The organism is Herbaspirillum sp. LeCh32-8, from assembly GCF_017814915.1.
Classification (GTDB): Bacteria; Pseudomonadota; Gammaproteobacteria; order Burkholderiales; family Burkholderiaceae_D; genus Herbaspirillum.
The window spans coordinates 28,399-54,673 of sequence record NZ_JAGIPZ010000001.1; the positions used below are offsets into that span (position 1 = coordinate 28,399).

The 26,275-nt window shown below is 65.7% G+C and carries 27 protein-coding genes; 14 read left to right on the plus strand and 13 right to left on the minus strand.

Going from position 1 to position 26,275, the window contains the following annotated elements; translation table 11 throughout:
- The first annotated feature begins 160 nt into the window (after positions 1 to 160).
- The gene (locus J8I26_RS00155; RefSeq protein WP_245200001.1) at positions 161 to 445 is read left to right on the plus strand and encodes a hypothetical protein; all 285 of its coding nucleotides are present in this window, start codon (positions 161 to 163) and stop codon (positions 443 to 445) included.
- Between the two features lie 48 nt (positions 446 to 493).
- On the opposite strand, the gene J8I26_RS00160 is transcribed toward J8I26_RS00155, so the two are convergent.
- Both J8I26_RS00160 and J8I26_RS00165 read right to left on the minus strand, forming a co-directional pair.
- Positions 494 to 946, minus strand: a complete 453-nt coding sequence (locus J8I26_RS00160; RefSeq protein ID WP_209602933.1) for a response regulator — start codon at positions 944 to 946, stop codon at positions 494 to 496.
- 120 nt (positions 947 to 1,066) lie between these two features.
- Positions 1,067 to 1,330, minus strand: a complete 264-nt coding sequence (locus J8I26_RS00165) for a hypothetical protein (protein ID WP_209602934.1) — start codon at positions 1,328 to 1,330, stop codon at positions 1,067 to 1,069.
- A 199-nt stretch (positions 1,331 to 1,529) separates the two neighbouring features.
- Here J8I26_RS00165 and argE point away from each other — a divergent pair, with 199 nt between their 5' ends.
- The gene (argE, locus tag J8I26_RS00170; RefSeq protein WP_209602935.1) at positions 1,530 to 2,735 is read left to right on the plus strand and encodes an acetylornithine deacetylase; all 1,206 of its coding nucleotides are present in this window, start codon (positions 1,530 to 1,532) and stop codon (positions 2,733 to 2,735) included.
- A 117-nt stretch (positions 2,736 to 2,852) separates the two neighbouring features.
- Here the strand turns inward: argE and J8I26_RS00175 are convergent, their stop codons facing one another.
- The 8 genes from J8I26_RS00175 to J8I26_RS00210 form a co-directional block, all read right to left on the minus strand.
- Positions 2,853 to 4,010, minus strand: coding sequence for an MFS transporter (locus J8I26_RS00175; RefSeq protein ID WP_209602937.1), 1,158 nt, complete (start codon positions 4,008 to 4,010; stop codon positions 2,853 to 2,855).
- A gap of 131 nt (positions 4,011 to 4,141) precedes the next feature.
- A complete protein-coding gene (locus J8I26_RS00180) occupies positions 4,142 to 4,810 on the minus strand; it encodes a 7-cyano-7-deazaguanine/7-aminomethyl-7-deazaguanine transporter (RefSeq protein WP_209602939.1) in 669 nt (222 codons plus the stop codon).
- 134 nt (positions 4,811 to 4,944) lie between these two features.
- A complete protein-coding gene (locus tag J8I26_RS00185; RefSeq protein WP_245200002.1) occupies positions 4,945 to 5,655 on the minus strand; it encodes a hypothetical protein in 711 nt (236 codons plus the stop codon).
- 240 nt (positions 5,656 to 5,895) lie between these two features.
- On the minus strand, positions 5,896 to 6,825 hold the full coding sequence (locus J8I26_RS00190) for an SMP-30/gluconolactonase/LRE family protein (protein WP_209602940.1): 930 nt from the start codon (positions 6,823 to 6,825) through the stop codon (positions 5,896 to 5,898).
- Between the two features lie 45 nt (positions 6,826 to 6,870).
- Positions 6,871 to 7,821, minus strand: a complete 951-nt coding sequence (locus J8I26_RS00195) for an ABC transporter permease (protein ID WP_209602943.1) — start codon at positions 7,819 to 7,821, stop codon at positions 6,871 to 6,873.
- Complete coding sequence (locus tag J8I26_RS00200) at positions 7,818 to 8,792, minus strand: ABC transporter permease (RefSeq protein WP_209602946.1); 975 nt, start codon at positions 8,790 to 8,792, stop codon at positions 7,818 to 7,820. The genes J8I26_RS00195 and J8I26_RS00200 overlap by 4 nt, the downstream gene beginning before the upstream one ends.
- Positions 8,789 to 10,333, minus strand: a complete 1,545-nt coding sequence (locus tag J8I26_RS00205) for a sugar ABC transporter ATP-binding protein (RefSeq protein WP_348635280.1) — start codon at positions 10,331 to 10,333, stop codon at positions 8,789 to 8,791. The genes J8I26_RS00200 and J8I26_RS00205 overlap by 4 nt, the downstream gene beginning before the upstream one ends.
- A 154-nt stretch (positions 10,334 to 10,487) precedes the next feature.
- A complete protein-coding gene (locus J8I26_RS00210; RefSeq protein ID WP_209602948.1) occupies positions 10,488 to 11,552 on the minus strand; it encodes an ABC transporter substrate-binding protein in 1,065 nt (354 codons plus the stop codon).
- 535 nt (positions 11,553 to 12,087) lie between these two features.
- Between J8I26_RS00210 and hemN the strand changes: the two genes are divergently transcribed.
- From hemN to J8I26_RS00270, 12 genes are all read left to right on the plus strand, one after another.
- Positions 12,088 to 13,539 (plus strand): oxygen-independent coproporphyrinogen III oxidase, encoded by a 1,452-nt coding sequence (hemN, locus tag J8I26_RS00215; RefSeq protein ID WP_209602949.1) that lies wholly within the window; start codon positions 12,088 to 12,090, stop codon positions 13,537 to 13,539.
- 10 nt (positions 13,540 to 13,549) lie between these two features.
- Positions 13,550 to 14,419, plus strand: a complete 870-nt coding sequence (locus tag J8I26_RS00220) for a sulfite exporter TauE/SafE family protein (protein ID WP_209602951.1) — start codon at positions 13,550 to 13,552, stop codon at positions 14,417 to 14,419.
- 1 nt (position 14,420) lies between these two features.
- On the plus strand, positions 14,421 to 16,955 hold the full coding sequence (locus tag J8I26_RS00225) for a heavy metal translocating P-type ATPase (RefSeq protein WP_209602955.1): 2,535 nt from the start codon (positions 14,421 to 14,423) through the stop codon (positions 16,953 to 16,955).
- On the plus strand, positions 16,955 to 17,125 hold the full coding sequence (gene ccoS, locus J8I26_RS00230; RefSeq protein WP_209602957.1) for a cbb3-type cytochrome oxidase assembly protein CcoS: 171 nt from the start codon (positions 16,955 to 16,957) through the stop codon (positions 17,123 to 17,125). The genes J8I26_RS00225 and ccoS overlap by 1 nt, the downstream gene beginning before the upstream one ends.
- A 178-nt stretch (positions 17,126 to 17,303) precedes the next feature.
- A complete protein-coding gene (locus tag J8I26_RS00235) occupies positions 17,304 to 17,492 on the plus strand; it encodes a hypothetical protein (protein WP_209602960.1) in 189 nt (62 codons plus the stop codon).
- A 455-nt stretch (positions 17,493 to 17,947) separates the two neighbouring features.
- Positions 17,948 to 19,375, plus strand: a complete 1,428-nt coding sequence (ccoN, locus tag J8I26_RS00240; RefSeq protein WP_209602962.1) for a cytochrome-c oxidase, cbb3-type subunit I — start codon at positions 17,948 to 17,950, stop codon at positions 19,373 to 19,375.
- 12 nt (positions 19,376 to 19,387) lie between these two features.
- Complete coding sequence (gene ccoO, locus J8I26_RS00245) at positions 19,388 to 20,002, plus strand: cytochrome-c oxidase, cbb3-type subunit II (RefSeq protein ID WP_209602963.1); 615 nt, start codon at positions 19,388 to 19,390, stop codon at positions 20,000 to 20,002.
- Between the two features lie 4 nt (positions 20,003 to 20,006).
- A complete protein-coding gene (locus J8I26_RS00250; protein ID WP_209602965.1) occupies positions 20,007 to 20,198 on the plus strand; it encodes a CcoQ/FixQ family Cbb3-type cytochrome c oxidase assembly chaperone in 192 nt (63 codons plus the stop codon).
- Positions 20,191 to 21,123, plus strand: coding sequence for a cytochrome-c oxidase, cbb3-type subunit III (gene ccoP / locus J8I26_RS00255; protein ID WP_209602968.1), 933 nt, complete (start codon positions 20,191 to 20,193; stop codon positions 21,121 to 21,123). Before J8I26_RS00250 ends, ccoP begins: the two co-directional genes overlap by 8 nt.
- Positions 21,124 to 21,309: 186 nt before the next feature.
- Complete coding sequence (gene ccoG / locus J8I26_RS00260; protein WP_245200067.1) at positions 21,310 to 22,674, plus strand: cytochrome c oxidase accessory protein CcoG; 1,365 nt, start codon at positions 21,310 to 21,312, stop codon at positions 22,672 to 22,674.
- A gap of 14 nt (positions 22,675 to 22,688) precedes the next feature.
- A complete protein-coding gene (locus J8I26_RS00265; protein WP_209602972.1) occupies positions 22,689 to 23,246 on the plus strand; it encodes a FixH family protein in 558 nt (185 codons plus the stop codon).
- Positions 23,247 to 23,344: 98 nt separating this feature from the next.
- Entirely contained in the window at positions 23,345 to 23,596 is a 252-nt protein-coding gene (locus J8I26_RS00270; protein ID WP_209602973.1) for a hypothetical protein, read from the plus strand.
- A gap of 52 nt (positions 23,597 to 23,648) precedes the next feature.
- Here J8I26_RS00270 and fnr read toward each other — a convergent pair whose 3' ends face one another.
- The 3 genes from fnr to J8I26_RS00285 all read right to left on the minus strand — a co-directional run bounded on the left by fnr (position 23,649) and on the right by J8I26_RS00285 (position 26,016).
- Complete coding sequence (fnr, locus tag J8I26_RS00275) at positions 23,649 to 24,482, minus strand: fumarate/nitrate reduction transcriptional regulator Fnr (protein WP_209602975.1); 834 nt, start codon at positions 24,480 to 24,482, stop codon at positions 23,649 to 23,651.
- Between the two features lie 112 nt (positions 24,483 to 24,594).
- Positions 24,595 to 24,798, minus strand: coding sequence for a hypothetical protein (locus tag J8I26_RS00280; RefSeq protein WP_209602977.1), 204 nt, complete (start codon positions 24,796 to 24,798; stop codon positions 24,595 to 24,597).
- A gap of 99 nt (positions 24,799 to 24,897) precedes the next feature.
- Entirely contained in the window at positions 24,898 to 26,016 is a 1,119-nt protein-coding gene (locus tag J8I26_RS00285; protein WP_245200004.1) for a fatty acid desaturase, read from the minus strand.
- Between the last annotated feature and the right edge of the window lie 259 nt (positions 26,017 to 26,275).

The window sequence follows — 26,275 nt, forward strand, 5'->3', positions numbered from 1 at the left end:
ACCAAATCAGAAAGCCGTTGAATGTCATCATTCAGCGGCTTTTTGCATTGGTCCGCCGAATTCACGCAGCTTCGCGCGCAGGTGTAAAGCCGGCCGCCGTTGCCGCGGAGTATCGACAGACCCGTGATAGTATGGCGCGACCGATTACTGGGAGCCCACGATGGACACGCAAGAGCCGACAACGCCGCAAGAGACTTCGCAAGACATGCCGCAAGATCCCTGGATCGCGCGCGCCGAGGAACTGAAGGCCCAGATGGAAGTGCTGCTGCAGGCGCAGCTTGAAGAGTACGAGCTGATGAACGCCAAGCTGGAGCAATGGAAGCAGCAGCCGGAAGGGCAGTACCTGACCGCCGCCGACTACGAGCCGTGGCAGGCTGCGCTGAAGAACCTGGACGCCGCGCACCGCGCCTTCGATGAACACATCAGCACCCGCGTGAAGAAGTAATTCTTTCTGCCGCGATAGAAAAAGCCCGCTTGCGCGGGCTTTTTCATTTCATGGCGGCGGCGTGCGTGAGGGCGCGCTGCGCGTGCGGCGTCGTTTGCCCCAGCGCTGCGTACAGGCCAGGAAGGCCTTCATGTAATCATCGGTCGCTTCGGGCTTGAGCAGGTATTCGCTGGCGCCGGCCTCGATCAGGTCGACCATGGTCGGCGGGTAGTCCGGATCGGGGAACACGACGATGGGGACTGCGCGCGTGGCGCGGTCGGCCTTCATGGCGAGGATGAAATCCAGGCCATTGTTTTCCATCATGCCCGGGTCGAGGAAGATCATCGCCGGCAGCTCGCCGTCGGCGCGTTCGCGACGCGCGAACAGCAGCCGGTTGATGGCGGCGTCGGCTTCGTCATACCACTGCAGCACGCAATGGAAATTGCTTCGCCAGAGGGCGAAGCGCGCCAGTTCGACTGCTTCGCCGCTCGACTCAATCATCAGGATGATCGGCGGTTTCATGATGTAGATCTTTCTCTTGGTCCGACTGGATCGCTGTTCTTCCCGTCGCGCGGGAAGATTCCGCCATCCGCCGCGCTGTCGCGCCGGCGGCCCCCATGGCGGGAATCCTTGATGCCAGTCTTACAAAAATGACCGGCCGGCCATATCATGAAATTCCTGATAAGTGCGCGCCCGCCGGCCCGCTTTTTCTTCTTTGCGGTGGCTTTTTCCGCTATGGCGGCGGCGATGGCGACAGGCTTTTTTCCGGCGCGCTGGGCGCGTCACGGTGAAATGGGGTGTAATGTCGATGTGTTGTGAAAAGCGCGCAGCTTGTCGGCGAGCAAAAGTGCGCAGCTTGCCTGCGCGCAAAAGTGTGCAGCTTGTGGCGCGCATCGCTTCACGCATGAGTTTTCCAAGCAGGCGGCAGCAGACCGCCGTTCAGGAATACGCCGGGGAAACGGGCTTGGCAAGCCTGCCTGCCGCACCAGCTGTAGCGTGGCATGAGGCTTGCTGCTGAAGTTGCCGGAGCGTATCGACGCACTGCCGCGGTCAGTCAGGCCGCGCGGGCCTCGTGGTCTCCGGAATTGAACAGGCAAATATCACCATGAACGCACCCTTGAAAACAGCTGCTTCGGAACCGACGAAGCAGACGCTGGACATCCTCAATACCCTCATCGGTTTCAACACCGTCAGCCGCGAATCCAACCTCGGATTGATCGAATGGGTTCGCGATTACCTCGAGCGCTACGGCGCCGTCACCCGCCTCACCTATGACGCCGAGCGGCGCAAGGCCAACCTGTTCGCCACCATCGGCGGCGCTGCCGGCAACGGCAAGTTCGGCACCGTGTTCTCCGGCCACACCGATGTGGTGCCGGTGAAGGGACAGAACTGGGACAGCGATCCTTTCGTCGCCCGCATCGCCGACGGCAAGCTGTTCGGCCGCGGCGCCTGCGACATGAAGGGCTTCATCGCCGTGACGCTGTCGCGCCTGCCCTTCATCGACCAGAACCGCCTGCACACGCCGCTGCATTTTTCGTTCTCGTATGACGAGGAAGTCGGCTGCCTGGGCGTGCGCGAGCTGCTGGCCGATTTGAAGAAGAACGAAATCCGCCCCACCGGTGTGATCATCGGCGAGCCGACCTCGATGCAGGCGGTGATCGCGCACAAGGGCAAGCGCTCCTATCGCTGCTCGGTGCACGGCCACGCCGCGCACTCGTCCTGCCCGCACCTGGGCATCAACAGCATCGACTTCGCCGCGATGATGCAGCTGAAGATCCGCGACATCGCTAGGCGCGTGCGAGAGAACGAGGCCAACGACTACGACTTCGACGTGCCGTATTCGTCCATCGTCACCACGCTGTCCAACGGCGGCAGCGCGCCCAACATCATTCCCGACAAGGCCGAGTTCGTGTTCGAGCACCGCTTCTTGCCCGGCATCGATCCGCGCGAAGTGTTCGAGGAAGTGAAGGCCTACGCCGAACGCGAAGTCATGCCGCAGATGACCGCCGACGGCGCGCAGGGACGCATCGAGTTCGAGACCCTGACCGCCTATCCGGGCATGAACACGCCCAGCGACGACCCCATCGTCACCTCGGCGCTGCGTATCCTGGGCAGCGAACGCGCGCGCAAGGTCGGCTTCGGCACCGAAGGCGGGTTGTTCTTCGAGGCCGGCATGCCGGCCGTGATCTGCGGCCCCGGCGACATCGTGCAGGCGCACAAGCCCAACGAGTTCGTCACGCTGGAGCAACTGGCACGCTGCGAGAGCTTCTTCGACAACTTCATTGCCTCGGCCAACCTGAACCCAGCCTGATCGCACGCGGATACCTTCCCGCTTTCAATACAGCGAACTTCGGCCGCAGTTCGGCCACAAACAAAAACGGCGCTTGCCCGATAAGGCAAGCGCCGTTTTTCATTGTGCTTTCTGCGATCAGGCAGGTACGCGCGCGCGTTTGTCCAGCGACGCCGAGAAGGCCACGGTGGCCAGGCCCAGCAAGGCGAACAGAGAGCCGATCAGCGGCAGGTCGGTCAGCGGCAGGCCGGCCGAAATGGCCAGGCCGCCGACCCAGGCGCCGGTGGCGTTGCCCAGGTTGAAGGCGCCCTGGTTCAGCGTCGAGGCCAGGTTGGGCGCGCCGCGCGCGGTATCCAGCACGCGGATCTGCGCGCCCGGCACCACCGCGAAGGCGAACGCGCCCCAGGCGAACATGGTCGCCAGCGTCGGCCACTTGTAGTGGCTGGTGAAGGAGAACAGGCCCAGCACCACGGCGATGCACAGGAATACCGCGCACATCACCGGCATCAGTTTCCAGTCGGCCAGCTTGCCGCCGACCAGGCCGCCCACCGTGATGCCGGCGCCGAACAGCAGCAGCACCCAGCTTTCCTGCTGCGCGGTGAAGCCGGTGACGTCGAGCAGGATGTAGGCGATGTAGGTGATCACGCTGAACATGCTGATCGACGCCAGCGTCGAGGTCAGCAGCGAGAGCTGCACGCGCGTGTCGATGATGGAGCGGAACTCCTGGAAGATATTGCCGCCCTGCATGGGGATCTTCTTGGGCAGCATGGCCCACAGCATGGCGGCGGCCACCACGCCGATGACGGTCACCACGCCGAAGGTCGAGCGCCAGCCCGCCGTGTGGCCGAAGGCAGTGCCCAGCGGCACGCCCAGGATGTTGGCCACGGTCAGGCCGGTGAACATCAGCGCCACGGCCTGGGCACGTTTGGCCGGGGCCACCAGCTCGGCAGCGACCACCGAACCGATGCCGAAAAAGGCTGCGTGGCAGAAGGCGGTCACCACGCGCGCCACCATCAGGAAGCTGTAGCTGGGGGCGACGGCGCACAGGATGTTGCCGAGGATGAAGAGCAGCATCAAGCCCACCAGCGCCTGCTTGCGCGGCCACTTGGCGGTGAGGATGGCGAGAATGGGCGCGCCGGCGGCCACGCCCAGCGCGTAGCCTGAGACCAGCATGCCGGCCGCAGGCGCCGACACCGCGAGGTCGCGCGCGACGTCGGGCAGCAGGCCCATGATGACGAATTCGGTGGTGCCGATGCCGAAGGCGGCAACGGCAAGGGCAAACAAGGGCCAATTCATGGGCAGTCCAGGCAAGGGGAGAGAGGCGCGGCGGGGATCGCCGCGCGAAGCCGCAAGTTTACCGTTTCGCGGGAAATGTTGCTGGGCAGGATGCAGGTCTTGTGCAGACGACAAGCCAGCCCACCGGCCTGCTACAGCGCCTGCGACCTCAGCGGTCGGCCGGACGCCTGCTTGAGCCAGCCCTTGAACAAGGACATCAGCGCGCCATACGCCGGCAGGAAGAACAGCAGGCTGATGGCCAGCTTGAAGCCGTAGTCCACCAGCGCGATCTCCACCCAATGCTCCGCCATGAAGGGATCGGTGCTGCGCCAGAATGCAATCGAGAAGAAGGCCAGCGTGTCGCTGGCGTTGCCGAAGAACATCGACACCGACGGCGCCAGCCACCAGTGGCGGCTCGTGCGCAGCCGGTTGAACACGTGCACGTCCAGGATCTGGCCCAGCGCATACGCCATGAAGCTGGCCGCCGCGATGCGCGCCACGAACAGGTTGAAATGCGCGAGCGCGCCGAAGCCCTGCCATTGCCCCATATAGAACAAGGCCGAGACCGCGTACGAGATGAACAGCGCCGGCAGCATCACCGCAAAGATGATGCGACGCGCCAGCGGCGCGCCGAAGAAGCGCACGGTCAGGTCGGTCGCCAGGAAGATGAAGGGAAAGCTGAACGCGCCCCAGGTGGTGTGCAAGCCGAAGATGGAAACCGGCAGCTGCACCAGGTAGTTGCTGGAGGTGATCACCAGCAGATGGAACAGCGCAAGCCATGCCAGCACAGTCGCGTGCCGACGCAAGTCGAAGGTTGTCATATTGACCTTTTTGATGAATGGGGTAAGGGAACCCATTGAAAACGCCTTGTCCCGGAAGCCGGAACAAGGCGGAAGAGGCGCTACTCTAGCACAGCGGCGGCCGCGGCATTATGCGCGCGGCGTGATAGCGCTCATCAGAATTTGTAGCTGGCGCCCACTCGCACCACCGGGTACAGGTTGTAGCCATGCACCTTGTCGGACAGCTCGGCATTCTCGGCTGCTACGTCGCGTCCCAGCTGCGCGCACAGCGGCGCCGGTGCGCTGCAGCCGGAGTTGCTCAGCGAGGTCGAGCCGTTGCCCTGGAACATGACGCCGACATCGGCCGTGAAGCCCCAGCCCTTGTTGGGCGCGACCGCATTGCCGTAGCCCAGGCCCAGGTAGGGCGCGATACGCTTGAAATCCACCCGGCCGTCGACCTGGCCTGCCTGCGCCGAGGTGTAGGTGTTGCCGTTCAGGGTATAGGTGCCGTTGGCCTTGGGTTTGCCGGTGGCGTCGATCTTGTTGCCGTTGTAGATCACCCCGCCAGAGAGGCGGAACTCGTTATGGAACGGGAACCAGTCCAGCAGCGCATCGAAGGTGCGCAGTTTGGCCTTGGCATCGTAGTTCACGCTGTTGGTGCTGGAGTTGAAAGAGTAGTCGAAGTAGTTCACGCCGACGCGCGCGTTGAGCGTGGGCGCAAGCGGCATGCTCAGGTGGAAGCCCACGCCGGTGGTACCGACATCGCCGCTCAGGCCAAGGTCGACCGCCTGCGCCGGTTGCGCGGACAAGGCGATGACGCCGGCCAGTGCGAAGACCAAGGTGACGGATGAGGTTGCGCGGGTGATGCGGGTAGCGGTGCGCTGCATGTGGATTCCCCCTTGTAGTGGCGCTGCCGGCGCGGAAGGCGCCGGTGCAGCATGTAGGGAAAGTCTAGTGCGCAGCGCTGCGCCAGGAAAAGCGCGGCAGCGGAGAAAAAATGCAGGATCGCGCAAAAAACAACATGGAAGAGCTGCTGCTCATCAGCCGCTCTGACGGCGGATTTGCAGCTGATTCAGCTCTTCCGTGCGCGCGTTTTCGCGCGCTTCAGTGCAGCTCCCGGCGCATGTTCAGCGCGCATTGCGCGGACGCGCCGCACCGTTCACCGCCAGGTAGACCGCATACACCGAGGTGGTGGCGGTGATGAACAGGCGGTTGCCGCGCGGGCCGCCGAACACCACGTTGGAGACCACTTCCGGCACCAGGATCTTGCCCAGCAGCGCGCCGTCGGGTGCATAGCAATGCACGCCGTCGCCGGCCGAGGTCCAGATGTTGCCGCGGTCGTCCAGGCGGAAGCCGTCGGCCAGGCCCGGGCTGATGGTGGCGAAAACTTCGCCGCCGCGCAGCCTCACGCCGTCCACCACGTCGAACACGCGGATATGGTGTGGGCCGCCTTCGCGGTGGGTGAGGCCGGTGTCGGCGATGTAGAGCTTGCTTTCGTCGGGCGAGAAAGCCAGGCCGTTGGGGCGCTCCATGTCGGCGGCGACGATGCTCATCTCGCCGGTGTTGCCGTCCACGCGATAGACGTTGCAGGCGTCGATTTCGGTCTGGGCCGAATAGCCCTCATAGTCGCTGTTGATGCCGTAGTCGGGATCGGTGAACCAGATCGAGCCGTCCGACTTCACTACCACGTCATTGGGCGAATTCAGTCGTTTGCCTTGCCAGTGCGAGGCGAGGGTGGTGATGCTGCCGTCGTGTTCGGTGCGCACCACCGCGCGGCCGCCGTGCAGGCAGCCGACGATGCGTCCCTCGCGGTCCAGCGTATTGCCGTTGTTGAAGTTGGACGGCTGGCGGAACACGCCCGCGCCGGCGCCTTCGGACCAGCGCATCAGGCGGTTGTTGGGGATGTCGCTCCAGATCAGCTCTTGCGTGGCGGCCAACCATACGGGGCCTTCGGACCAGCGGTTGCCGGTATGCAGGCAATCGAGTTGGGCGGTGTCGATCACCATGCGGCGAAAGCGCGGGTCCAGGTGCTGGAAGGGGGAATCGGGCAGGGACATGCAATCTCCTCGTCAGTATGTTCTTGGTAGTAGTGGCGGCGTGATTCAGCGATATTGCCGGCGCCGGCCGGACAGCACGATCACCGCGATGATGATCAGGCCTGAGAGCACCGAGCGGCCGCCGGCCGACAGGCCCACCACGTTCAGCAGCGTGTTGGTGAAATACAGGAACAGCGCCGCGCCCCAGATGCCGGCCACGGTGGCGCGCCCGCCAGTGACGCTGGTGCCGCCGATGACCACCACCGCCACCGACATCAGCAGATATTCATTGCCCATGTCGAGCGAGGCGCCGCCGGAGAAGCCTGCGATCAGCAGCGCGCAAGCGGCGGCGAACACCGCGCACAGCACATAGCACAGGCAGCGGATGCGCTCCACGCCGATGCCGGCCAGCCAGGCCGCGCGGGCGTTCTGGCCCACCGCGGAGAGGAAGCGACCGAACAGCGTGCGCGCCAGCGTCCACGCCAGCGCCAGCGCGATGGCCAGCACCAGCCAGGCCAAGAGCGGCAGGTGCAGCAGCCAGCCGGTGGCGAAGTTGGCCAAAAGCTCGGGCGGCGTGATCTTCAGCCCCTGGCCGACGTGGATCGCCAGCGACTGCAGGATGAAGGAGGACGACATGGTGGCGATGATTGGCGGGATCTGCAGCAGCCGGATCAGCAGGTAGTTGCACACGCCGACCGCCACGCCGGTGGCCAGCGCCACGCCCAGGCCCAGCAGGATGCCGCCGTCCTCGCCGCCCATGCTGCGCACGGCGAGAGCGCCGACCAGCCCGATGGTGGAGGGAATGGACAGGTCGATGTTGCCCGGCCCGGTGGTCACCACCAGCATCTGGCCCAGGCCCACCAGCACCATCAGCGCGCCGAAGGACAGCGCCGACAGCCCGATATTGAAGGCCGCCTCGCCGCCGGCCACTCCCAGCGTGGCCAGCCACAGCAGCGCCGCGCCGATGAAGGACCAGGCCCAGCGGCGCTGCTCCAGTGCGAGCTTGAGTTGGTTCATTGATGTTCTCCCCGGCGCGAGAGCAGCATGCGCAGCGACAGCACGATGATCAGGATCGCTCCCTGCAGGCCGATCTGCCACTTCGGCGCGATGTTCAGGAACGACAGGAAGGAAGCCGCGATGCCCAGCGTGATCGCCCCCAGCGTGGCGCCGATGGGCGAGACCTTGCCGCCGATGAAGCTGCCGCCGCCCAGGATCACGGCGGCGATCGACACCAGCGTATAGCGCTGCGCGATGTTGGCGTCGGCCGAGGTGGTGATGCCCACCAGCGTCAGCGCCGACAGGATGCCGAGGATGCCGGCCAGGCCGTACATCAATGCCTTGGCGCGCACCACCGAACCGCCGCTGCGCACGATCGCCTTGGGATTGCCGCCGGCGCCGCGCAGCCGCACACCCGGCGAGGTGCGCATCAGGAACCAGTGGCCGAGGGCGGCGATGATGAAGGCATAGACGATCGGCGTGGGCACCACCGGAATGGCCAGGTTCATCAGGTCCTGCAACCATTGCGGCGTGGCGCCGCCGGGCATGGGCAGCAGGATCAGCGCCCAGCCGCCCCAGACGAAGGACAGGCCCAGCGTCACGACGATCGAGGGCAGGCTGAACAGCTCGACCAGCGCGCCGATGGCGGCGTACAGCAGCACGCAGCCGACCAGTGCGGCGATGCCCAGCGCCGGTTGCTCCGGCAGCCAGGTCACCGCGATGCAGGACACCAGGCTCACGAACGCGCCGATCGACAGGTCAAGGTCGTTGACCGCGATGATGCACAGCTGCGCCATGCTGGCCAGGATCATCGGCACCGCCAGGTTCAGCAGCAGGCCCAGGCCGAAGTAACTCATGGTGTTGGGGTTGATCCAGAAGATCGGCGCCAGCACGGCGGCCAGCGTAGCCACCGGCAGCAGCAGGGTCTGGATCTCATGACGCGGCAGCGCGCCCAGGCCGGCGCGCGCGCTTGTGTTGGCGGCGGTGCTCATGCGCGCGCTCCTTTCAGGGTGGGCTTGGTGTGCTCGGCTGCGTCGGCCTCGGCGCGCGCATTGCCGAAGGAGGCCGCGATGATGCGCTCTTCCGACAATTCATGGCGCGCCAGTTCCAGCGTGATGTGGCGCTGGTAGAAGACGTAGGTGCTGTCGCAGTAGTCCAGCTCGTCGTTCTCCGTGGTGTACCAGACGAAGCTGCGCCCGCGCGCGGCCTCGGCGCGGATCAGGCGGTACATGTCGACCTTGGTGCCGAAGTCGACTCCGCGCATCGGATCGTCCATGAGGATCAGCTCGGCGTCCGACGACAGCGCGCGGGCAAACAGCACCTTCTGCTGGTTGCCCCCGGACAGCGACAGCATGTTGTGATTCAGGTCGGGCGTGCGGATGGCCACGCGCTCATGCCATTCGCGCCCCAGCGCCTCTTCGGCGGCGCGATCGACCACGCCGCCGCGCGAGAGCGAGGGCAGCTTGCGGATGCTCAGGTTGTGCAGGATGCTCCACAGCGGGAAGTTGCCGTCGCGTCCGCGATCGCCCGCCACGAAGGCCACGCGCATGCGGCCGCGGTACTGTTCGAACAGGCGGATCAGCATGTCGGTCTGGCCCTGTCCGGCCAGGCCGGAGAGCCCCACCACCTGGCCGCGTGCAACGCGCAGGGCGCGCACCGGCGAGGCGGGCGGCATCGCGGCCTCCAGCAGTTGCTCGGCGCCGGCATGCGCGTTGACCGGGGCTGCTTCGGCCCGGCTGTTTGCTTGAGTCTCTGCCTGCGTTTCTGCCTGCTTGTCGATCTGCTTCTGGTCGGCATGGCCCATTGCCTGGACCAGCGCCTCACGGGTGAGGTTGGCCGTGGCGTCGCTCATCACCAGCCGGCCGTCGCGCATCACGGCGATGCGATTGCAGCAGTCGAAGATCTCGCCCAGCATGTGCGAGATGAACACCAGGCTCATGCCGTCCTGCAGCCGGCGGCGGATATAGGCGGTGAGGCGGGCGGCGGTCTGTGCGTCCAGGCTGGAGGTCGGCTCGTCCAGGATCAGCAGCCGCACCGGCGCATCGACCACGGTGAAGGCGCAGGCGATCTCCACCATCTGGCGTTGGGTGATGCTGAGTTCGCCTACCACGCGATCAGGGTCGACGCCGTGGCCGGGGAAGATCTCATCCAGCTTCTCCAGCACCAGCCGGCGCGCCTTGCGGCGCCAGCCCCAGCCTTTCAGGGCCGGGTGGAACACGCACAGGTTCTCGGCCACGTTCAGGTTCAGGCACAGCGACAGTTCCTGGAACACGCAGCGTACGCCCAGGCGATAGGCGCTCTGGGTCGAGTAGTGCGGCTGCGGCGCGCCGTCGATCACGATGCTGCCGTCATCGCCCGGCAGCACGCCGGCCAGCACGTTCATCAGGGTCGACTTGCCGGCGCCGTTGTGGCCGACCAGGCCCCAGCATTGGCCGGGGGCGATGTCCAGGCTGACGTCTTGCAAGGCCTTGACCTGGCCGAAGGATTTACGGATGTGCGATAGGCTGCACAAGGCTGCGCCGCCGGCGTGCACGGGCAGCGGCGGCGAAGAGGGGGATGGGATTGGGTTCACGGTGGATGATCCGTTTCCTGAAGAGGGGGCGGAAGACGCCGCGACGCCGGCGCCGCCGTCAGGGAGGGCAAGATGGCCGCGCCGGCTGCATCGGCCGGCGCGTGCGCGTGCCTGCTTACTTTTTGGGTGACGCGTCGAGCAGCTTGACGGTGTCGGCCTGCGAGAAGCCGATATCGGCCACGCCGCCCTGCGGGGTCTTGGACAGCGCGTCAGGCAGCTGATCCTGCTGCAGGTAGAGCAGCGGGGCGACGATGTCGATGTCCTTGGGCACCTTCTTGCCGGCCAGCACCTGCTGCGCCACCCAGAAGGCCACCGTCACCGCGCCCGGCGGGTTGGAGGCGGAGTAGGTCTTGTAGCCGGTGGGGATCTGCGTCTTCCACCATTGCAGCTCGTCCTCGCGGTTGCCCAGGATGATGATGGGCAGCTCGCGATTGGCCGCCTTGAAGGCTTGCGCCACGCCGAAGCCGTCGCCGCCCTGGGTCACCACGCCGTCCACCTTGGGCAGCGTCGGCAGGATGCCGGAGACCGCCTTCTGCGCCACGGTCTGGGCCCAGTCGCCGTTGACCGAGCCGACGATCTTCAGGCCCGGATGCTTCTTGATGCCGTCCATGATGCCGGCGTGGATCTCGCCGTCCACCGACACCCCGGCCAGGCCGCGGATCTCGAGGATATTGCCCTTGCCGTTCAGGCGCTCGGCCAGGTAGTCGATCTGCTTCTCGCCCATCTTGCGGAAGTCGAAGGTCACGCGGTAAGCGCAGGGCTCGGTCACCACGCCGTCGTACGAGACCACCACCACGCCGGCCGCGCAGGCCTTCTTGATGGTGCCGTTCAGGGCGGTGGGCGAAGCCGCATCCACCACGATCGCCTTGTAGCCCTGCAGGATCAGGTTCTGGATCTGCTGGGCCTGCTCGGTGGGCTGGTTCTCGGAGGTGGTGAAGGCCGGGGCGGCGGCCACCAGCTTGCGCTTGACGGCGTCGTCCGCGGTCGCGGCCCAGGTCTTGAGCATCGACTGGCGCCAGGCATTGGCGGCGTAATTGTTGGACAGGGCGATCTTGGCCGAGGAGGTGTCGCCGGTGGCGACCTGGGCGCCGGCGTGGCCGGACGCGAACAGCAGGGTGGCGGATGTTGCGGCAAGGGCGTAACCCAGCGCGGCGCGACGGCGCCGTACAGATGCGTTCATATTGTCTCCGTTGTTGTTGATCAAAGCGGGCGGTAAGACCATCCCGCATTCTTCTTATTGTTTGATGTCTTCTTGATGGACGCTTGGCGCGCGCGACTTGTGGCTGCGCGCGGTCAAGTTGTATGACTTTTTTATCATAGGGAGGGCAAAAATGGATGTCAACTGGTCAGACCAAATTTGACCGATGCAAATTTTTCAGCAGTGGAAAACGTTTGCGGGCTGCGCGCAAACAAAAGTTGCGTAACTTGAATGCAATGATGGCAACTTCGGGGGCGATCTCGCGCAAGCTCATCCGCAACACGCGGCCGTTGTTTTTTGCCGCCGGACGGGAACGGCCGGGCCCGTGCAAAGCGGCCGGCGTCGCCAAGGACCGGGCGTTTGATGCACATCAAGGCGGCGGCCCCGGCGCCCACCTATCCTGCAATCTCCAATCAATCCCTGTCCGCCCGACGTGCGGCTCACGGTGCGGTGCGCCTGCAGTGTGGCACCGACCGTTCCAGCCGCGCCCAGTCCGGCGGCCGGCCAGGAGCTCCAAATGCACGTCGCCCATCCGTCCACCCTGCACAATGCCGCCACCCTGGCGGGCATGAACAAGAGCGTGCTGCGCAAAATGGACCAGCGCGGCCCGCGCTATACCTCCTATCCGACCGCCGACCGCTTCTCCAGCGAGTTCGCCGTCAAGGATTACCTGCACGCCGTCTCCGACCGCCGCAGCATGAGCGCCTGGCGCGCGCTGTCGTTGTACCTGCACATCCCGTTCTGCGACACCATCTGCTACTACTGCGCCTGCAACAAGATCGTCACCAAGAACCGCGCCAAGGCCGCGCTCTACCTGAGCTACCTCAAGCGCGAGATCAGCATGCAGGGCTCGCTGTTCTCCGGCATGAACCATGTCGAGCAGCTGCACTTCGGCGGCGGCACGCCGACCTATCTGTCGGACGAGCAGATGGGCGACCTGATGGCGCACATCCGCAAGAGTTTCACGCTGGCGCCTGACCATGTCGGCGAATACTCCATCGAGATCGATCCGCGCACGGTGTCGATCGAGCGCGTGCGCACGCTGCGCTCGCAGGGCTTCAACCGCATCAGCCTGGGCGTGCAGGACTTCGACCCCGAGGTGCAGCGCGCGGTCAACCGCGTGCAGTCGGAAGAGCAGACGCTGGAGATCATCAACGCCGCGCGCAGCGCGGGATTTCGCTCCATCAGCATCGACCTGATCTACGGCCTGCCCAAGCAGAACGTGATGTCGATGGCGCGCACGCTGGCCAAGGTGGTGGCTGCCAGCCCGGACCGCATCGCCGTCTACAACTACGCGCACATGCCGCAGCTGTTCAAGACCCAGCGCCAGATCAACGAGGACGACCTGCCCAGCGCCGACAGCAAGCTCGACATGCTGTCGCTGTGCATCCGCCAGCTCACTGCGGCCGGCTACGTCTACATCGGCATGGACCACTTCGCCAAGCCCACCGACGACCTCGCCATCGCCCAGCAGCAGGGCCGCCTGCACCGCAACTTCCAGGGCTACTCGACGCATTCGGAAACCGACCTGGTGGCCTGCGGCGTGTCGGCCATCAGCGCGGTGGGCGGCAGCTACAGCCAGAACGAAAAGACGCTCGACGACTACTACGCGCGCCTGGAAAACTCCACGCTGCCGATTGCCCGCGGCATCCAGCTGGGCATGGACGACGTGCTGCGCCGCCTGATCATCCAGCGCCTGATGTGCAACTTCGAGTTGTCGATCAACTCCCTGGAGATCGCCTATCCCATCGTCTTCCGCGAATACTTCGCCGCCGAGATGGACAAGCTCAAGGCTCTGGAAGAGGACGGCCTGATCAAGATCGAGCCGGAGTGGATCACCGTCGAGCCCAAGGGGCGCCTCCTGATCCGCAACATCTGCATGGTGTTCGACCGTTACCTGATGGCCGACCGCGAGAAGGCGGCGCGCGAGAACAAGGACGCGCCGCAGCGCTACTCGCAGACGGTCTGAGGCAGCCGTCGTGAACCTCTTGCCGGTCTTCCTGGTGGGGCTCATGGGAAGCGTCCACTGCATCGGCATGTGCGGCGGCATCGTCGGGGCGCTCAGCTCCGCCGGTCCGCAGCGCCGGGCGTCGCCGCCGGCGTCTTCCCTCGTGCGCTATGCGCCTGCCGCCTCTGCTGCATCGACGGCCTCGGGTGCGGCGGCCCGCATCATTTCAATCCAACCCGTCCCGGCCGTATCCGGTATCGGCATCGCACTCATGCAAGACGCCACGCGCGTGCTCTGCTACAACCTCGGCCGCCTCTCCAGCTATGCGGCTGCCGGCGCGCTGGCCGGCGGCATCTCTGCCGGCGTGCTGCGCGGCGCGGATGTATTGGGCTGGCTGGCGCCGGCCCAGCAGCTCGCCTATGCCGTCGCCAATCTGCTGCTGGTGTTGTTGGGCCTCTATCTCACGCAGTGGTGGAGCGCATTGGCGCGCCTGGAGCAATGGGGCCAGGGCCTGTGGGCGCTGGTGCGTCCGCTGGCGACGCGCTTCATCCCGGTGGATACGCCGGCCAAGGCGCTGGCGCTGGGCGCCTTGTGGGGCTGGCTGCCGTGCGGGATGGTGTACAGCGCCTTGCTGAGCGCGCTGATGAGCGGCAGCGCTGCCGATGGCGCATTGACCATGCTGGCCTTCGGCGCCGGCACCTTGCCGATGCTGATGGCGGCCGGCCTGTCGGGCGCGCGCATGCGCCGGTTGGCGGCCAGGCCCATGTGGCGTCGCGCCGCCGGCATCGTGGTGCTGGCCTTCGGCGTTCTTGGATTATTGCGCGTTGCCGAAGTCGGCGGACTGGGTATCGCGCGCGGCTGGATCGACGTGTTCTGCGTCAGCCCGGCGCATGGAGTCTGACATGAGCGTTGAAACTACAACCGAAGCACTGCACGATGACCGCCTCTGCTTTCACTGCGGCCAGCCGGTGCCGCCCGGCGAGCGCCTGAGCCTGGCCATCGGCGGCGCGGCGCGCGACATGTGCTGCATCGGTTGCCACAGCGTGGCACGCTTGATCGTCGACAGCGGCTGCGAGGACTTCTACCTGCGTCGCAGTGCGCCCTCGGCGCGCGTTGATGCCGAACAACTGTTGCCGCCGGAGCTGGCGCTGGCCGATCTGCCGGCGGACGGTGGCGAGGGTGGGCACGGCGACGCTGCAGAAGAGCTGGTGCTGTCGATCGACGGCCTGCGCTGCGCGGCCTGCGTCTGGCTGATCGAGAAATACCTGGCGCGCCAGCCGGGCATCCGCATGGCGGAGCTGAACGTGGCCAACGCGCGCCTGCGCATCAGGCGCGACCCGATGCAGTGTTCCACCTCGGCCATCCTGCGCGGCCTGCGCGGCCTGGGCTATACCGCTTATCCCTTCGATCCGTTGCGCCAGGGCGAGCAGGCGCGCCGCGCCTCGCGCCGGCTGTTTCGCCAGCTGTTCATCGCCGGCCTCTCGATGATGCAGGTGATGATGTACGCCGTGCCGGTCTACATGAGCCCGGACGGCATCGAGCCCGACATGATGGCGCTGATGCGCTGGGCCAGCCTGTTCCTGACCATTCCCGCGGTGTGCTACTCGGCGCTGCCGTTCTTCTCCGGCGCCTGGGCCGGCCTGCGCGCCCGCGCGCCGGGCATGGATCTGCCGGTGGCCATCGGCATCGGCGCCGCCTTCATCGCCAGCGCGGTCGCCACCTGGCGCGGCGAGGGCGAGATCTGGTTCGACAGCGTCAGCATGTTCATCTTCCTGCTGCTGACCAGCCGTTACCTGGAAGCGGCCGCGCGGCGCAAGTCGGCGGCGGCGCTGGAGCGCATGCAGCAAGCCTTCCCGGCCTCGGCGCTGCGTGTGGCCGGCTATCCGCAACAGCGCGAGACGACGCTGGTGGCGGCCGCCGCGCTGCAACCCGGCGACGTCATCCTGGCGCGCCCCGGCGACACCATCGCGGCCGACGCGCAATTGCTGGAAAGCGGGGCGGAACTGGATCTGTCCTTGCTGTCCGGCGAAAGCCGCCCGCAAGCGTTCCATGCCGGACAGGAGGCGCCGGGCGGTGCCGTCAACCTGAGCCAGCCGGTGTTGCTGCGCGTGGTGCGCGCCACCCGTGAAAGCACGCTGGCCGCCCTGACGCGCCTGGCCGAGCAGGCCGGCACAGGCAAGCCGGCGCTGGCGCAATGGGCTGACATCGTCGCCTCGCGCTTCGTGGCGGCCTTGCTGATCCTGGCGGTGGCGACCTTCCTTGTCTGGCATTTCATCGACCCGGCGCAAGCTTGGCCGACCGCGATCGCGGTGCTGGTGGTGTCCTGCCCCTGCGCCTTGTCGCTGGCCACGCCCTCGGCGCTGGCCGCGGCCACCGACCGCCTGCTGCGCCAGGGCACCCTGGTGGTGCGCGGCAATGTGCTGGAGACGCTGCAGCGCGCCGACACCATCGTGTTCGACAAGACCGGCACGCTCACGCGCGGCAAGCCGCAGGTGACGGCGGTGTGGACCGCCGCCTTGCATACGGAAGCACAGGCCTTGGCTATTGCGGCGGCGATGGAACGCGGCAGTCTGCATCCGTTGGCCAAGGCCCTGGTGGAGGAGTCCGAACGGCGCGGCGTCGCAGCAGCGACGCCGGAGGCGCTGCAATCGTTCACTGGCGCCGGCATGCAGTGCGAGATCGCCGGCCGCCGCCACCGCATCGGTTCGCAAGCCTTCGTCGGCGAGCTGTGCGGCGCGCCGCTGCCGCCGGCATTGGGCATGCCCGCGGCCGGCGGCGTTGGTTCGGTCTATCTGGGCGATGAGCATGGCTGGCTGGCGCGCTTCGACCTGGCCGATGCCTTGCGCCCGGACGCGCTCGCCACGGTGGCGGCGTTTCGCGCGCAGGGGCGTCGTACCGTGCTGTTGAGCGGCGACCAAGCCGACGTCTGCGCCCAGGTGGCGGGCGCGGTCGGCATCGCCGAGGTGGTGGCCGGCTGTTCGCCGCAACAGAAGCTGGATTATGTGCGCGCGCTGCAGCAGGGCGGCGCGGTGGTGGCCATCGTGGGCGACGGCATCAACGACGCGGCCATGCTGCGCGCGGGCGATGTGTCGTTCGCCATGGGGCGCGGGGCGGCGCTGGCGCAGGTCAGCGCGGATGCCGTGGTGATGGGCGATCGCTTGTCCGCGGTGGCCGACTGTGCGCGCATGGCGCAACGGGCGATGCGGGTGGTGCGGCAGAACCTGGCGTGGGCTGCGACGTACAACTTGCTGGCGATTCCGGCGGCGGCGTTCGGTTTGCTCAACCCATGGATGTCGGCGGTGGGGATGTCGCTCAGTTCCTTGCTGGTGGTGGGCAATGCCTTGCGCCTGAGCCGCGCTGAGGCATTGCCTTCCGGGGTCTTTGCTGACGCCGAAGCCGGAGCGCTGGCTTCGGCGGTCTTGGCGGGGGAGGGGTGATGGAGGCGCTTTATTTGCTGATTCCCTTGAGTACCTTGTTGGTGTTTTTGGCGATCTGGGTGTTTTTTCGGGCTAGCGATAGTGGGCAGTTTGATGATCTGGAGGGGCCGGCGTTGCGGATTTTGCATGATGATGATGGGGTTGCCTCTGATGAGCGGTCTTCCGGGTAGTCTGGTCTTGCTGCCGGTCGATGTACTGGCTTGATGCCTTTCTTTCTCCGGTCGGAACGGAGCGCCGGGGGCGGCCCGGCAGCCGCTCACTTTTCTTGCTCCGCCAAGAAAAGTAAGCAAAAGAAGGCGGCCCCTAAGTGCCAGCCCCTGCGGGGTTCCCGGCGGAGCGCGCTGAAAAATGGGCAAGGCAAAGTCGCTGCGCTCCGGTTGCCTTGCTGATCCATTTTTCACCACGCTCCGCCGGCTGGCCCACAAGGGGAAATACCATCCGCCTCGCCTGCGGCATCGGGATTGGGGCTCGCCTGCGGCATCGCTTGGCTTCATCCTCGCCTGCGGCTTCGATGTGGTGGCTCGCTATCTGATTTAATCCGTCGTCCCTGCGAAAGCAGGGACCCAGCGTCGTTCGTCGCGCCTTACCGACGTCGGCATCCGTCCCCGAGTCAGCATCAGGTTCCAGCCAAGCCGGCCAAAACCACCTTCCCGATCATCAACCTCCGTCGTCCCTGCGAAAGCAGGGATCCAGCGTCGTTCGTCGCGCCTCACCGACGTCGGCATCCGCCCCCAGTCAGCATCAGGTTTCAGCCAAGCCGGTCAAAACCACATTCCCGATCACCAACCTCCGTCATCCCGGCGAAGGCCGGGATCCAGCGTCGTCCGTTGCTCACCGGAACCACCCGAAGCACCGCAATCCTTCACCTGATCACCCGAAGTTCCCCTCTGTCTCCCCGCGGCCTCTCCCCATTTTGATACACGTCAATACCCCCCAAAGCCGCTCCCCGTAAGCTCGCATTGGACAGTACTCAACACAGTGGGGAGAGTTTCGTGAGCAAAGAAAATAGCTACAACTACAAGGTAGTTCGCCAGTTTTCAGTGGCGACCATCCTGTGGGGCGTAGTCGGTATGCTGGTCGGCGTGTTCATCGCCGCCCAGCTGGCATGGCCTGAATTGAATATGGGGATTCCCTGGCTGAGCTTCGGCCGGCTGCGGCCCTTGCATACCAATGCGGTGATCTTCGCCTTCGGCGGCAGCGCGTTGATGGCGACGTCGTATTACGTCGTCCAGCGCACCTGCCAGACGCGGTTGTTCTGCGACTGGCTGGCGGCCTTTACCTTCTGGGGCTGGCAGCTGGTGATCGTGGGCGCGGCGATTTCGTTGCCGCTGGGCTTCACGCGCGGCAAGGAATACGCCGAGCTGGAGTGGCCGCTGACCATCCTGATTGCGGTGGTGTGGGTGGCTTACGCGGTGGTGTTCTTCGGCACCATCGTCAAGCGCAAGGTGCAGCACATCTATGTGGCCAACTGGTTCTACGGCGCCTTCATCCTGGCCGTGGCCCTGCTGCACATCGTCAACGGCATGACCATGCCGGCCACGCTGACCAAGTCGTACTCCATGTACAGCGGCGCGCAGGACGCGATGATCCAGTGGTGGTACGGCCACAACGCGGTGGGCTTCTTCCTGACCGCGGGCTTCCTGGGGATGATGTATTACTTCATTCCCAAGCAGGTCAACAAGCCGGTGTATTCCTACCGCTTGTCGATCGTGCACTTCTGGGCGCTGATCTTCACCTACATGTGGGCCGGCCCGCACCATCTGCACTACACCGCGCTGCCTGACTGGACCCAGTCGCTGGGCATGGTGTTCTCGCTGATCCTGCTGGCGCCGTCGTGGGGCGGCATGATCAACGGCATGATGACCCTGTCGGGCGCCTGGCACCAGCTGCGCACCGATCCCATCCTGAAGTTCCTGGTGGTGTCGCTGTCGTTCTACGGCATGGCCACCTTCGAGGGCCCGATGATGGCCATCAAGACCGTCAACGCGCTGTCCCATTACACCGACTGGACCATCGGCCACGTGCACTCCGGCGCGCTGGGCTGGGTCGGCTTCATCACCATGGGTTCGATGTACTACCTGATCCCGCGCCTGTCGGGCAAGACCCAGATGTGGAGCAAGGACTTGATCGAGATCCACTTCTGGGTGGCCACCATCGGCATCGTGCTGTACATCGCCGCGATGTGGATCGCCGGTGTGATGCAGGGCCTGATGTGGCGCGCGGTCAACAGCGACGGCACGCTGACCTATACCTTCGTGGAGAGCGTCAAGGCCACCTATCCGTACTACGTCATCCGTCTGATGGGCGGCCTGATGTACCTGGCCGGCATGATCGTGATGGCTTACAACACCTGGCGCACCATGCGCGGCACCACGCTGGCCGTGGCGCCGATCCCGGCTGTCGCCAACACCGCGCATTGATTGGGGGAAAGAATGAAGTTTTCGCATGAATGGATCGAGAAGAACCCCTGGCTGCTGATCACCCTGGTGGTGCTGGTGGTGAGCGTGGGCGGGCTGGCCGAGATCGTGCCGCTGTTCTTCCAGAAGTCGACCACCGAGCCGATCGCAGGACTCAAGCCGTATTCACCGCTGCGCCTGGCCGGTCGCGATATCTACATCCGCGAGGGCTGCTACAACTGCCACTCGCAGATGATCCGTCCGCTGCGCGCCGAGACCGAGCGCTACGGCCATTACTCGGTAGCAGGCGAGTCGGTGTATGACCACCCGTTCCAGTGGGGCTCCAAGCGTACCGGGCCCGACTTGGCGCGCGTGGGCGCCCGCTACAGCGACGAGTGGCATCGCGCCCACCTGCACAACCCGCGCGACGTGGTGCCGGAGTCCAATATGCCGGCCTATCCGTGGCTGGAGCAGGCCAAGCTGGACAACTACGACATCGTCTCGCGCATGCGCGCCCTGAAGCGCATCGGCGACCCCTACACCGAAGAAGACATCAAGAACGCGCCGGCCGAGCTGGCCGGCAAGACCGAACAGGATGCGTTGATCGCCTACCTGCAGGGCCTGGGCATATTGATCAAGGCGGAGAGATAAGACCATGAGCGAATTTTTCACCGACGCGCGCAGCATGATCACGCTGGTCAGCTTCGTCACCTTCGTCGGCATCATCTGGTGGACCTACGTCAGCCACAAGCCAGCCGACTTCTCGCAGGCGGAGATGCTGCCCTTCGCCGACGGCGACATCGGCCAGCCGGCCGATGCTTCCGGAAAGGAGGCGCGCCATGGCTGATTTCACCAGCGGTTTCTGGAACATCTGGATCATCGTCCTCACCGTGCTGGGCATCCTGGGCTGCGGCCTGCTGCTGTGGCAGCAGTCGACCTGGAAGGTGAAGAAGGGCGACCAGCCGGTCGCCGGCTCCACCACCGGCCACGTCTGGGACGAGGATCTCACCGAACTGAACAACCCGCTGCCGCGCTGGTGGATGTGGATGTTCTACCTGACCATCTTCTTCTCGGTCGGCTACCTGGTGGTGTACCCGGGCCTGGGCAACTTCGCCGGCACCTTCGGCTGGCAGTCCACCAGCGAGCACGACGAGGACGTGAAGGCGGCCAACGCCAAGTACGGCCCGCTGTTCGACGGCTTCATGAAGCAGGACCTGAAGACGGTGGCGGCCGATCCGCAGGCGCATGCCATCGGTGAACGCCTGTTCCTGACCTACTGCGCGCAGTGCCACGGTTCGGACGCGCGCGGCAACAAGGGCTTCCCCAACCTGACCGACGACGACTGGCTGCACGGCGGCGCGCCGGAGACCATCAAGGAAACCATCATGAAAGGCCGTCACGGTGTGATGCCGCCGATGGCCGCCGCGGTGGGCACCGACAAGGATGTCGACAACGTTGCCAACTACGTGCTGAGCCTGTCTGACTCGACCCATGACCCGATCAAGGCCGAGCTGGGCAAGTCGAAGTTCGGCGCCTGCATGGCCTGCCACGGCGCCGGCGGTAAGGGCACCCAGGCGCTGGGCGCGCCCAACCTGTCGGACAAGATCTGGCTGTACGGCGGCAGCATCGACACCATCAAGGAAACCATCAACAAGGGCCGCGACAACACCATGCCGGCCTTCGGCGAGTTCCTCGGCGAACCCAAGGTGCATGTGCTGGCGGCGTATGTGTGGAGCCTGTCCAACAGGCCGAGCAACGCAGCGGCGAAGTAACGACCGGATGCCGCTCCCGCTGTCGCGGGAGCGCGCCGGTTCAAATCGCAACGTGCTTGTCGTCCCTGCTTGCGCAGCAACGACGGGTTTTGAAGGCATCAGATGAATTCCAAGCAAGCCAATGGCGCGGAGCCGCCACCCAGCCAACAGCCAAGCCAGCCGCAGGAAGAATACGCGGTCATCCGCATGTACGAATCGCGCGAGCAGATCTATCCGCGCGAGATCAAGGGACGTTACGCCAGCCTGCGCTGGCTTTGTGTGTTTCTGACCCAGCTGGTGTTCTACGGCCTGCCGTGGATCAACTGGAACGGCCGCCAGGCGGTGCTGTTCGACCTGGCCGCGCGCAAGTTTTACCTGTTCGGCCTGGTGCTGTGGCCGCAGGATTTCATCTGGCTGGCGGCGCTGCTGATCATCTGCGCCTTCGGCCTGTTCCTCTTCACCGCGATGGCCGGGCGCGTGTGGTGCGGCTACGCCTGCCCGCAGACGGTCTACACCGAGATCTTCATGTGGATCGAGCGCCGCATCGAAGGCCCCCGCAGCGCGCGCATGCGCCTGGACCGCCAGCCGTGGAGCGTCGACAAGCTGTGGCGCAAGTCGGCCAAGCACCTGGCCTGGGGCGCGGTGGCGCTGTGGACCGGCATCAGCTTCGTCGGTTACTTCTCACCCATGCGCGAGCTGCTGCCGGAACTGGCGACGTTCGCCTTCGGCCCGTGGGAGATCTTCTGGATCCTGTTCTACGGCTTCGCCACTTACGGCAACGCCGGCTGGATGCGCGAGCAGGTGTGCAAGTACATGTGTCCCTACGCACGCTTCCAGAGCGCGATGTTCGACCGCGACTCGCTGATCATCACCTATGACGCCGGCCGCGGCGAGCCGCGCATGCCGCAGGCCAAAGCCGCCAAGGCCGAGGGGCGCGCCGGCGACTGCATCGACTGCACGATGTGCGTGCAGGTGTGCCCGACCGGCATCGACATCCGCCAGGGCCTGCAGTACATGTGCATCGGCTGCGCCGCCTGCGTCGACGCCTGCGACAGCGTGATGGACAAGATCAAGCGGCCGCGCGGGCTGATCCGCTACTCCACCGAGAACGCGGTGGAGCAGGGCTTGCCGGCCGCCGAAATCCGCCGCCGCCTGCTGCGTCCGCGCATCCTGATCTATACCGCCATCCTGGGCGCGGTAGCGGCGCTGTTCGCCGGCTCGCTATGGGTCCGTACGCCGGTCAAGCTGGACGTGATCCGCGACCGCGGCTCGATGGGGCGCGAGGTGGAGGACGGCATCATCGAAAACGTCTACCGCCTGCAGATCATCAATGCCAGCGAGCGCGGCCATCGCTACCGCATCAGCGCCACCGGCATCGAAGGCCTGACGGTGGCCCCGGCCGACGTCATCAGCCTGGAGGCGACCCAGACCCTGTCGGTGCCGGTGCGGGTACGCGCACCACATGGAGCCGGCGAGAGCGGCTCCAACAAAATCCGTTTCGAACTGCAGGCCGAGGACGACCCCGCGCTCCACGTGAGCGAAAAGGCGGTGTTCTTGGTGCCGCGCCGCTGACCTTGGAGGACAACATGGCAATCGCATCAACTTCGCTTTCTCCCAACGGCGCGCGCGCCAAGCCTTGGTATCGCCATCGCTGGCCGTGGCTGCTGATGTCGGGCCCGGCCGTGGTGGTGGTGGCCGGCGTGTTCACCGCCTATCTTGCGATATCGCGCAGCGATGCATTGGTGGCTGACGATTATTACAAGCAGGGCAAGGCCATCAACAAGGATCTGAGCCGCGATCGCGAGGCCTGGCGCCTGGGGGCCGAGATCAGCATGCGCTACGACCCGGCCGCGCGCGCCCTGCGCGGCAAGCTGCAGATGAAGCAGGCGCCGGCCGCCGGCGAGGAGGGACGCACCCTGTTCCTGAGCCTGGTGCATCCGACCCAGCCGGCCAAGGATCGCGCACTGGTGGTGCGAAGCGCGGCCGACGGCAGCTTCTCGCTGCCGCTGGACGAGCTGGAGCAGGCGCGCTGGCGCCTGGTGGCCGAAGACGCCAGCCACGCCTGGCGGCTGCACGGCGCCTGGTTGTGGCCGCAGCAGCGCGCGGTGGACATGAGTGCAGAGGCTTACGCGCCGGCCGAATAGCGCCGGCGCCCGACATGCTCTACACTGAACTTGCCGAGCCGGCCTGAAGACCGGCGCAAGCCCCGGCGCCCGCCGCGGGAACATTCAAGGAGACGGCAATGCGCAAGACGCACCGCAACACCGCTATCGTCGGCTGGATGGCGTTCCTGATGGCCATTGCGGCCGAAGGCCTGTTCTTTTCCGTATTCGATCCGATCGCGCTGGCGCAAGCCGCCGGCCGCGAGTGGGACGCCCTGGGCGCCTACAGCATCGGCTTCTTCTGTTTCTGGGGATGTTTTGCCGCGGCCGGCCTGCTGGCCGTGCGGCTGACGCAAGCCGTCCGTGACGGACGGCCGCGTCGCTTTGCGTGATGGGGTGATGGCGGGATGAGCGGGATGAGCGGCGTGTGAAGGCGCAGCCGCTTCAGACGGTCGCGCGGATCGGCGGCGGGGCGCAGGCTTCGGCGCCGGCGGCCAGGCGTTTCAACTCGGCCAGGTCGATCACCTCGACGTCGCGCTGCTCCACCGCCAGCAGGCCCTGCTTGCGGAACTTGGAGATCAGGCGGCTGATGCTCTCGATGGTCAGGCCCAGGTAGTTGCCCACGTCCTGGCGCGTCATGCGCAGCTGGAAGCGGGTCGACGAATAACCGCGCGCCGCATAGCGCGAGGACAGGTTGACCAGGAAGGCGGCGAAGCGCTGCTCGGCGCGCATATTTCCCAGCAACATGATCACGTTCTGCTCGGTGGTGATCTCGTGGCTCATGATGCGGTGGAAGTGGCGCAGCAGGTGCGGGATCTGGCCGAACAGCTGCTCCAGGCGCGCGAACGGGATCTCGCACACTTCGCTGTCCTGCAGCGCGACCGCGTCGCACTGGTGGGTCTCGGTGCTGATGGCGTCCATGCCCAGCAGTTCGCCGGGCATCTGGAAGCCGGTGATCTGGCGGTCGCCGTCGAGGTTTTCCTGGTAGGTCTTGAAGTGCCCCACGCGCACCGCATACAACGCGGTGAAGCGGTCGCCGATGCGGTACAGGAAGTCGTCGCGCGCAACCTTGCGGCGGCCGATGATCTTGTCCAGGCGCTTCATGTCGGATTCGTCCAGCCCCATGGGCAGGCACAGCTGGTGCATGCCGCAGGCGGTGCAGCTGCGTAATGCCGAGCTGCTGGCGGCTTCACGTGCGGCTGTCAAAGCGGACACCTGGGGCAGCGGCGAGACTGCGGGGGAGGCGGAGTGCGGTACGGAGTGGCAAGGCTGGTTCATACGATGTTCCCGGCGGACATGATGTTGCGATCTACGATGGGTCAATTTTAAGTCTGCGGGACAGGGGAAGTCCGCTGCTATTCTCGAATCAGACGGCATTTCTTGTCCCAGATCAAACATGGTTGAAGTAGTGGCCGCGGCGCAGCAACATGCTGTTGTTGCACGGGAAGAAACGCGTGAGGGTGCGCGAGAAACGGCTGGGGAAATAGGGAGGGGGCGGTCTTGATGGGGGAAAGTGGGCGGTATCGCGGGGTTTACCGGGGACCCGTGATTGCCCTTCCATGCGGCCGTCTTGTTGTTGGAAGATCAAAGCCATTCAGGCTTCTTGCTGCTGTGTTGCCGTTGTTGCTCTTGTTGCCTTTACTGCTTGCTGCTGCATGGCGGCCGACCTCGCCGTCGGCCGCCATGTTCCTGCTCAGGCCTCGCCGCCGGCTGCATTCATCTCGGGCATCGGCAACGGGGTGCTGGTCGGGCGTCCGCGGAAGTCGGTCCAGCACAGGCGCTTGAAGTCGTACAGCTTGCAGCGACGCGCGGTGTCGAAGTACCAGCTCCACGAGAACTTCTGGATCACAATGCGGCCCGGCAGCATGGTCTCCAGCTTCTTCTGCGCCTTCTTCAGGCGATACAGCGGCACGCTCATGTCGACGTGGTGCGCGGTGTGCTCCATGATGTGATGCAGCAGGGCGCCCCACCAGCGGCCGAAGGTCAGGTGCACGGTGGTCGAGACGAAGGGCTGGGCTGCGGCCCAGGTCGCCTTATCGTCGTACCAGGCCACCGAGGTGTGGGTGTGGTGCACGTAGACCACGAAGCCCATCATCGCTTTCCAGAACATGATCGGGATCAGGAAGCCGGTGGCGAACAGGCCCCAGAACGATTGCTCGGTGGCGGCGGCCGCCCAGGCCAGGCCGCCGATCCAGACTGCCGCCACGGCGGTGACCAGCACGCCGTCCCACATGAATTCGGCGCGGCGGGTCGGCATCTGCTTCTTCGAGGGGAAGTACATGCGCTTCCACCACATGTCGATCATGTAATACAGGCCGGGACCGAGACCGCTGCGGTAGACGCGTTCGAGCTGGCGGCGCCAGCGCGGCAGGGCGCGGTATTCCTCCAGCGTGCGCGGCTGCCAGACGAAGTCGAAGCCCTTCAGGTTGGTGTAACCGTGGTGCACCACGTTGTGGCCCACGGCCCAGAGGCTGTAGGGCGTCAGCGAGGGCATGAACAGCAGGCGGCCCAGCCAGGTGTTGAGCTTGCGGTTGGGCGTGAAGCTCTGGTGGCAGGCATCGTGGCCGAGGATGAACAGGCGGCCGATGATGAAGCCCGCGACCACGCCCAGCGCGATCTTGGCCAGTATCCATGGCGTCCAGATGATGGCGGCCAGGGCCAGGCCGAAGAGGCAGAAGTCGATCGCCGAGAGCAGCAGGGCGACGGCCGTGCTGCGCTGGCTGATCGGGATCACCCAGGAGCGGATGATCTTGCGGTGGGGCATCGGTGCGCCGGGGGCGACCGGGGTGGTGGTGTGCGAAGTCGTCGACATCGTATTTACCTCATCTTGCGGTGAACGGTGGGGCGGAGAAGCTGGCTGGGCTTGCCGGAACATGCGCCTGCTACCGTGGCTGCTGCCTCTGCTGATCGTGTAGGCCCCAAAAAAGAACGCGACCGGTCATCAGAGATGACGGATCGCGCCGTTTGGGTCCGGCAAGAATACATGAGAACTGCGCCACGGTCTCCCCGGGCGCAGCGCAAATGCCTGTTCTGGCGATCCGCATCCCGGGTCTGGCCAAGCCTGGCCGGGC